Raw genomic sequence first — 8,467 nt, 5'->3', positions numbered from 1 at the left:
AAAGGAGGAGGGTGAAAATCTCCCACGGTCTGTACTGCGCTAACAGTCAGAATCGAGCCTTGTACCTCCTCCTCCCTTCAAGTCCTACCATACAAGCGAGCCTGCTCGCGATGGCGGTGTGTCAGGCAATGGGGATGTCGACTGAACGGACGCTATCGCGAGCAGGCGAAGGCCTACAGGGGATTTGTGGTTGGCTCGGGAGCTGTGGTGTGACAAATAGCCAATGTGGGAGCGAGCCTGCTCGCGATGGCGGTGTGTCAGGCAATGGGGATGTCGACTGAACGGACGCTATCGCGAGCAGGCGAAGGCCCACAGGGGATTTGTGGTTGGCTTGGGATTTGTGGTGTGACAAATAGCCAATGTAGGCCTTCGCCTGCTCGCGATGGCGGTGGGTCAGGCAACAGGGATGTCGACTGGTCGAACGCTATCGCGAGCAGGCTCACTCCTACAGGTTTTCGGGTGTTCGGAGATCCGCGCTTACTCCGTGATCTTCTCGAAATTCCGATAAAACATGTCCCCTTCCCGGCTATCGGTCATCGAGTGCAATTGGTAGCTGCGGCTCAGTCGCGCGCCACCGTCACGGGTCAGCGGGGCCCAGACCAGGTTGGCGCGACGCATGGTCGACATGCTCATCATTTCGTCGAACGGGATCGACAGGTAGATGCCTTTGTCGAAACTACCTTCGCCATACTCCGCACTGCCCGCCGTGGTGATCGTCGCCCACGCACCAAAACGCACGCCATTGAAGAATTCGCGCGAGATGTCCAGCGTGCCGCCCCAGTCTCCGGCCAGATAACGCCCGACGCTCACCGCCGCCAACGTATCGAACGGCAGATCGGTATACGCCGTGACATGCCCGGTCACCACCGAGTAATCACGCAGCGCAAAGCCTTGATCGAAATCACGCTGACGCACCCAGTTCAGATCCGCCCCCACCGACCAGCGCTCACCGGTCGGGCGGAACAACACTTCACCGCCGACACCGGCAAACATCGACTCCAGATAACCGCCATACACCATGCCATACCAGTCTTTATCCAACTGCTCGGCATGGCTGACCTGGAACAACGGCATGGTGGTGTTGGACGTGGTCAGGTACTGACGCAAATCCGTGCGCACACGCGGCAAACCGCTCGGCGCGTCGTAGCTGAATTTATCGAAGTTGTTGGCCAGGTTGGCGCTGAGCAACCCGCTCCACCAAGTGTTGCGGTTGAAGCGGTATTCAGCGTCGGCATCGGCACTCAATTGATAGAGCAAACCATCCGGACCGCCGACGTTCTGCTTGAAGCCCAACCCCACGCCATAGCTGAAATGCTGCGGCGCTTCGGTGTAGAGGGTCTTCTCGTTGTGCGGCATCGCCGGGTTGATCTCGGTGGTGCGGTGCAGCGACTCCAGTGGCTCTTCGTTGTTGATCACTTCGCGGAAGGTCTGGCGCGGCAAACTGGTTTCTTCCAGCGGCAAGTCGTAGCGCTTGTTGACCACGGTGAACCAGTCGATGTCGTCGTTAACGCTGTTGTCAAGAATCCGGCTCGCCCGCCCGACAGCCTTGGAGGAATGGAAGTAACGCTGCTGCTCGCCGTAGACGATCAGCTCGGAATCACGCTGGGTGATGCGCTCGACCTTGTAGCCGGCATTCTGCTGCAAGCGTTGCGAAACGTTGGCCCAGTTGACCTGATCCATCGCCGTGGTCGGCGCTTTCGCCGGCAGCGGTTCCGGGGTCGGATCGTAGGTCTTCGCCGGTGCTTTGCGGCTGACGAAATTGGTGTGGAAAGTCACGCCGAACATCGCCGTATTACCGCGCTCCCACGCCGCGCTGACATCGACCGAATCGGTCACCTTGAATACCGCGCCGAGGTTGATCGGCGAGTCCTGCTTGATCTCGTTGTCCTTCGGTTCGTTTTTGTAATCGTTGCCTTCATATTCGAGTTTCAGGCTGAGACGATCCCACGGCGTCTGATAGCTCACGCCACCGAAGAACGACGGCCGGCCACGAAAGTACGAACCCGAGTTGACGTCACCGGTGCCTTCCAGGGCCGGCCGGGTATCGAAGCGATCGCTGACGTAGCCCAACGGGTTGTCCATGTCGCCGCGATTACCGAGGTAACCCCAGGCAATACCGGCGCTGAAATCGAAGTTGTCGTAACGCTTGTTGGCGACGAAAAATTCACTGGAGAACAAACCGGTACCACCGATATCTCGGAAGCCCAGCGCCACGTCGGGCAGCCAGTGACTTTCCTGCCACAGCCGGACTTTGACGTCGACCGCCTTGTCCTTATAGCTTTGACTACCGCTGAGGGCCTCCGAGCCGTACGGCCGGTTGGTGATCGCGGTGTAGCGAAACGAGCCTTCAAGCCAGTCCAGCGGCTGCAACGACACGCTGTAGCGGCTGTACGGATCGGTGCGGTTGGCGTTGACGCTCAACTCGCCGGCCGGCGCCATGCGCGCGGTCGGCGTCTGCAACAGACCGGTGCCACCGAAGTCATTCTGGGTAATACGCGGCTCGGCATGAGCCAGACCGCAGGGCAATAACAACACAGCTGCAAAACGTAACTTCAACGAACCACCTCGGCCAGCTGCGTGGCAATGAATTCGGCCAACTGCTGATTCAGTTCAGGTAGAGGCGGATCAAGATCATCATTTTTCACCGGCACCAGAATCTTGCTGCCGGCCACCGGGAATTGCCCGGACTCACGATTCCAGTGGGCGATGCCGACGCGCCGCGACACACCGTTGGGCTGGATCAGCCACAGGTAATCGGCTTCGGCATCGGCCAGAATCGAACAGCCTTGCAGGTATTCACGGGCCTCCTGCAACGGCTGATACGGCAAGTGGCACGGCTCGGCGACCGCGCCCAACACTTGCACCTCGTCGACGCGCTTCGGATAAACCAGGCGATCACCGTCATCGAGACGAATGTTGCGCGCGAAGCCAACCTCCAACGCGACCGGATCGAGATCGGCAATTTGCCGTCCGGTCACCGGCATCCGCCGCACTTCTTCGGCAATGCGCTGCGCCAGTGCCGCCCGACTCGGCAGATCGAACAGCATCGACATGCGTTGCAGCACATCCAGATCAAACAGCACACCGACCTTGAGCCGCGTCTGCTCCTCAATCAGCGACTGCCGCAACAACCCGCCCGCCAGCCAATAGCCTTCGGCATTCGGTACGGCTTCGCTGATCACATCGAGCAAGCGCCCGCCGGGTGGCAACTTGACCGGCCCGGGATTGGCGACATCGCCCGACACCGTGACAGCAGCCTGACTCAGACTCGCGACCAGCAATAAGCTCGCCGACAACATTTTCAGGCGCATCACGGCAGGTGCCTGCGATCAGGGGTGAGCTGCACAACCTTGACGCGCAACTGCGTCGTCAGTTGCTGCTCGCTCTGCAAGATGAAGCCGTCACGCGGGTCGACCCAGTAACGATTGGTCGCGCTCAGGCCGATGGCCGGGACGTCAATGTGTTCATCGACACGCAGCACGGTGTATTCCTTGTCGAGAATCTTCAGGGTCTGTTCGGAGCGGCGGGAGAAGCGGCTGTTGACGATCACCCCGACTTCCTGCCCCTTGTAGAGGTCGATCCAGCGCCGCGTGGTGAAACCGTCCGCAACCTGATGCAGGCCTTGTTTGAACGGCGCGTCATCGGCCAGCCGCGTGCCATCGAGATCGCCTTCCAGGCCCAGGCCAATGGTGCGCACGGCGAGGCCATTGCGCAGCAGCAGCACTTGCTTGCCGGAGGCGACCCAGAACTGCAGGTCTTCGCGCTCGCGCACCAGCGCCAGCACCCCGGAGCCGGACGGCGTGGTCAGTTTCAGTTGCGGATAATTGACCCCGGCCACTTCAGCCGCCGACACGTCGACTTCATCCGGGCCGACGACTGCCGCTTTAAGGTTATTCAACGAAGCGCTCATCAGCGGGTTACAGCCGCACAGCAACGAGGCCGCCATCAGGCACAGGCCAACTTTCAAAATGTTCAAAGTCGGCGACCTTATTTGCTGTTGTTACTGTATTCGCTCCAGTTCTTCGCAGCGGAAGCGCCAGTGCCGACAATCGATGCCGACGGCACCAATTGGCTGATCAAACGGTTCCAGCGAGTCACGTTGGCAGGCCCGACATACACCACGTCCTGAGGACGCACTTCGAAGTGCGAAGCGAGCGCCATGGCGGTCGGCGATTCGGCTTCCAGCTGGTAGATCTTGGCCGGTTCGACATCGAGGTTTTCCACGCCACGAATGACATAGACCGCGTTGCCATTGGAGGTGGTCTGGGCCAGGCCGCCGACCGAACCGAGCACGTCGGTGAGGTTCATCGTCGCGGTCTTGAAACTCAGTGCACGCGGTTGGTTGACCTCGCCCATCACGTAGATGCGCTTGTTGTCGTTGTACGGCAGATACAGCTGATCGCCACCCTTGAGGTAGACGTTCTGCAACTCGGAATCCTGCTGATTGAGCGAGTCGAGATTGAGCGGATAAGTGCGCCCCTTGCGCGTCAGCAACAGCCCGGACAGATCCGCATTGTTGGTATCGATACCGGCCGAACCGAGGGCTTCGACCACGCTCAGCGGATTGGTGGAAATCGCTTGCGGTCCAGCCTTGGTTACCGCGCCGGTGACCACGACTTTCTGGCTGGCGAAACGCAACACCGCGACATCGACCTGCGGCTCGGCGATGAATGCCGACAGCCGTTGTTCAATGTCCGAGCGCAGTTGCTGGATAGTCCGGCCGGTGGCCTGGACTTCCTTGATGAACGGGTAGTAGAGCGTGCCGTCGGAACGCACCAGTCGGCCGTTGGCATCGATCTGTTGTTGCGCGCCGGACGGGGCCGTCAGCTCAGGGTGATCCCATACGGTGATGTACAGAACATCGTTGTTGCCGATGCGGTATTCGGCCGGGGTCGCCAACAGTTCCGGCGGCAGCGACTCACGCTTTTGCGTGGCGCGGTTCATGGCAATCAGCTTGGGCGTGATCGGGATCAGCTCGACCCGGCTGCTTTCACTGGCACCCTGGCGGGTGATGTCACTGGTGCTGAGGTATTGACCGGGGGAAAACATGCAACCTTGCAAAGCGAGACTTGCCAACATTAAAAGATAAACACTACGAGTCATAATGGCACTACGCTATTCAAGGGCGAATCCAAAAACAAAGTCACCCGACTTGCGTCGGGCGACCTTGTACTGCACTAACAGAACTTCCTGTTAGTTATGCGTGCCGGTTGTACCGGTGGTACCCGTCGTACCGGTGGTACCGCCGTTGGCACTGCCACCGCTGTTAGACGCCGCTACAGCACTGGCAACCATTGCAGTACTGGCTGCGGGCGCTTGAGAAGCCGCCACGTTGCCACCTACATTGGTTACCGCTGTCAGCGGTGCTTCAGCGGCGGCAGCCCAGTTGCTCAACATCGTCAACAGGGCAACTGCCATCACTTTTTTCATATCAACTCCTTTCTAACATTCGACCTGTTATAAAACTGGCCTGAGTTAGCGGTGGTGAGTTCAAGTCCGCAAAAAGCGCGAACAAGATCCGTTGTTCTTTCACAGTCTTACCCAACTGATAAAAGTCGAACGGCAGGTTTATATCTACGGACTTGCAAAAGGCATTGCCAGTGTAATTTCCCGACGTTATCTAACAAGCTGACTGAAAATAACATTGGACTAAATGGCCATCATCGCAAGTAGCCTTTGGGATGGTTCGATTGCCAGCGCCAAGTGTCAGTGACCATGTCCTGCAAGTTGCGCGTGGCTTTCCAGCCAAGTTCCTTCGCAGCCTTGGAGGCGTCGGCCCAACTCTCGGCGATATCCCCGGAGCGACGCGGCATCATCCGATACGGCACCGGTTGCCCACAGGCCTGCTCGAAGGCGTGGAGCACCTGCAGCACGCTGTAGCCATCGCCGGTGCCGAGGTTCCACGTATGAATGCCAGTGCGCTCGGAGATCGACTGCAAGGCCTTCAAATGCCCGTCCGCCAGATCGACGACGTGGATGTAATCGCGCACGCCGGTGCCGTCGACCGTCGGGTAATCGTTACCGAAGATCGACAGCTCTTGCAGGCTGCCGACCGCGACCTGGCTGATGTAAGGCACCAGATTATTCGGGATGCCGTTGGGGTCTTCGCCCATATCGCCGCTATGGTGGGCGCCGATCGGGTTGAAGTAGCGCAGCAAGGCGATGCTCCAGCGCGGCTCGGCCAGGCTCAGATCACGCAGGACATTCTCGACGATGAGCTTGGACTGGCCGTAGGGATTGGTCGGGTTGCCGGTGGGGAAATCCTCGCGGATCGGCATCTGCTCAGGCTCGCCGTACACCGTGGCTGACGAACTGAACACCAGCCGGAACACCCCCGCCGCCGCCATCGCCTGGCACAGATTGATGCTGCCGCTGACGTTGGTCTCGTAGTACTCGAGCGGCTTGCGCACGCTCTCGCCGACCGCTTTCAGGCCGGCAAAATGCAGCACCGCTTCGATGTTGTGTTCGCGGAAAATCCGGTCGAGCAGTGCCCGGTCACAGACATCGCCGCGGATCATCCAGGCACTCTTGCCGCAAATGCCCTCAACGGCGTGCAACGCGGCTTCACTGCTGTTGCAAAGATTATCCAGTACGACAACTTCATAACCTGCTTCAAGCAATGCAAGTGTGGTATGCGAGCCGATATAGCCGGCACCACCCGTTACCAGAATCTTCATAGTGCTATCCGTCTTTGGATGAGTGACAAGTAGCGTGTCAAGCCTGATTTATTGAAGATGTGTCACAATCCACACAAACAGGCGACAACAACCGAAAACAAAACTAGTTCAATGACTGGCAATAAATATTTTTGCAGGTCACACTGTATTGCTTGGTACTTATTAGCACTCCCTGTGCACTCATCACTATCAACAGATACCGACTAAAAATAACTAATAACGCACTTACCGACATCTCATAACATTGTCGTGTTTTACCGTCACTCGCATTTGCCATTAATAACCTGACTCAGGTATTAAAGTAAGCCTTCAATCCAACATTGAACTTGCACGCCCTTTATTAGTGCGCGCATCTGTCGCCTGTGTTCCATGACTGTCCAGGATACTTTTATGATTCGTAAATGTTTGTTCCCCGCTGCCGGCTATGGCACGCGTTTCCTGCCGGCGACCAAAGCCATGCCGAAAGAGATGCTGCCGATCGTCAACAAGCCGTTGATCGAGTACGCCGTCGAAGAAGCGCGGGACGCCGGTCTGCAACACATGGCCATCGTCACCGGTCGCGGCAAGCGTGCACTGGAAGACCATTTCGACATCAGTTACGAACTCGAACACCAGATCCGCGGTACCGAGAAAGAGAAGTTCCTCGCCGGCACCCGCGAGCTGATCGACACCTGCACCTTCTCCTACACCCGTCAGGTGGAAATGAAAGGTCTGGGCCACGCGATTCTCAGCGGTCGTCCGCTGATCGGCGACGAACCCTTCGCCGTGGTGCTGGCTGATGACCTGTGCCTGAACCTCGAAGGTGACGGCGTGCTCACCCAGATGATTGAGCTGTACAAGAAATTCCGCTGCTCGATCGTCGCCATCCAGGAAGTCCCGGCCGACCAGACCCACAAGTACGGGGTGATTGCCGGCGAGCTGATGTCCGACGGCATTTACCGGGTCAACAACATGGTGGAAAAACCGGCCCCGCAAGATGCGCCGTCGAACCTGGCGATCATTGGCCGCTACATCCTCACCCCGGACATTTTCGACCTGATCGCCGACACCCAACCGGGCAAGGGCGGCGAGATCCAGATCACTGACGCGCTGATGAAACAGGCGCAGAACGGTTGCGTGCTGGCCTACAAGTTCAAAGGTCTGCGCTTTGACTGCGGTGACGCCGAGGGTTACTTGCAGGCAACCAATTTCTGCTACGAAAACGTTTACCTCAAGGGCCGCTGAGACGGCTCCAAAACCCCACGCCCACTCTTCATTTCAGGCAGGCCACCATGAACATTGCACAACATTCCGTAGAGATTGAACGCGAGGTGGGTAACCTCGGGGTGATGAGCTGGTTGTCACGCCATCAGCCGTTGCCCAGCGCCAACGAGTCCTGGCTGGGCACGATTCTGCTGGTGGAGCGGATTGGTGTGTTTCCGGCGTCCGGTGATATCCGCCGGCCGCTGCGCGATCCCTATCCGCTGCTCGCACATTTGAAAAAGCTGTATGGCGAGCAGGCGCTGGAAATGGATGACCAGGATGGTCTGAAGGTGATCTTCAGCGACTGGCGTTTTCGCGTGCGGATTTGCTGCAACGACCCGGCGATCATCATCAACGTTGAGACTCGGTGCGATACGCGGCTGATGCCGCAGAAGATTGCGGAATTGCTCGAGCAGGTCGACGCCTTCACGCAAGACGTCTAATGCCTGACACATCCCCAATGTAGGAGCTGCCGAAGGCTGCGATCTTTTGATCTTGATCTTAAAAAAAGATCAAAAGATCGCAGCCTTCGGCAGCTCCTACAGTGG

General features: G+C 58.3%; 8 protein-coding genes. 2 read left to right on the top strand and 6 right to left on the bottom strand.

What is annotated here, in order from left to right:
* Positions 1 to 477: 477 nt before the first annotated feature.
* The 6 genes from GTU76_RS26510 to galE all read right to left on the bottom strand — a co-directional run bounded on the left by GTU76_RS26510 (position 478) and on the right by galE (position 6,677).
* Positions 478 to 2,556 (bottom strand): YjbH domain-containing protein, encoded by a 2,079-nt coding sequence (locus GTU76_RS26510; protein ID WP_180699974.1) that lies wholly within the window; start codon positions 2,554 to 2,556, stop codon positions 478 to 480.
* The gene (locus GTU76_RS26505; RefSeq protein ID WP_180699973.1) at positions 2,553 to 3,311 is read right to left on the bottom strand and encodes a capsule biosynthesis GfcC family protein; all 759 of its coding nucleotides are present in this window, start codon (positions 3,309 to 3,311) and stop codon (positions 2,553 to 2,555) included. Before GTU76_RS26505 ends, GTU76_RS26510 begins: the two co-directional genes overlap by 4 nt.
* The gene (locus tag GTU76_RS26500; protein ID WP_180699972.1) at positions 3,311 to 3,976 is read right to left on the bottom strand and encodes a YjbF family lipoprotein; all 666 of its coding nucleotides are present in this window, start codon (positions 3,974 to 3,976) and stop codon (positions 3,311 to 3,313) included. Before GTU76_RS26500 ends, GTU76_RS26505 begins: the two co-directional genes overlap by 1 nt.
* Before the next feature lie 11 nt (positions 3,977 to 3,987).
* Complete coding sequence (locus GTU76_RS26495) at positions 3,988 to 5,103, bottom strand: polysaccharide biosynthesis/export family protein (RefSeq protein WP_174244467.1); 1,116 nt, start codon at positions 5,101 to 5,103, stop codon at positions 3,988 to 3,990.
* Between the two features lie 90 nt (positions 5,104 to 5,193).
* Positions 5,194 to 5,430, bottom strand: coding sequence for a hypothetical protein (locus GTU76_RS26490; protein WP_007910552.1), 237 nt, complete (start codon positions 5,428 to 5,430; stop codon positions 5,194 to 5,196).
* A gap of 230 nt (positions 5,431 to 5,660) precedes the next feature.
* Positions 5,661 to 6,677: a UDP-glucose 4-epimerase GalE gene (gene galE / locus GTU76_RS26485; protein ID WP_175553691.1), complete on the bottom strand. Its 1,017-nt coding sequence runs from the start codon at positions 6,675 to 6,677 to the stop codon at positions 5,661 to 5,663.
* A gap of 390 nt (positions 6,678 to 7,067) precedes the next feature.
* Here galE and galU point away from each other — a divergent pair, with 390 nt between their 5' ends.
* Complete coding sequence (galU, locus tag GTU76_RS26480) at positions 7,068 to 7,901, top strand: UTP--glucose-1-phosphate uridylyltransferase GalU (protein ID WP_007910549.1); 834 nt, start codon at positions 7,068 to 7,070, stop codon at positions 7,899 to 7,901.
* 47 nt (positions 7,902 to 7,948) lie between these two features.
* The gene (locus GTU76_RS26475) at positions 7,949 to 8,362 is read left to right on the top strand and encodes a phosphohexomutase domain-containing protein (protein WP_016985644.1); all 414 of its coding nucleotides are present in this window, start codon (positions 7,949 to 7,951) and stop codon (positions 8,360 to 8,362) included.
* Positions 8,363 to 8,467 lie beyond the last annotated feature (105 nt).

The sequence above is a fragment of the Pseudomonas crudilactis genome, from assembly GCF_013433315.1.
In the GTDB taxonomy this organism is placed as follows: domain Bacteria; phylum Pseudomonadota; class Gammaproteobacteria; order Pseudomonadales; family Pseudomonadaceae; genus Aquipseudomonas; species Aquipseudomonas crudilactis.
This window is presented reverse-complemented; position numbering and strand designations above follow the sequence as displayed.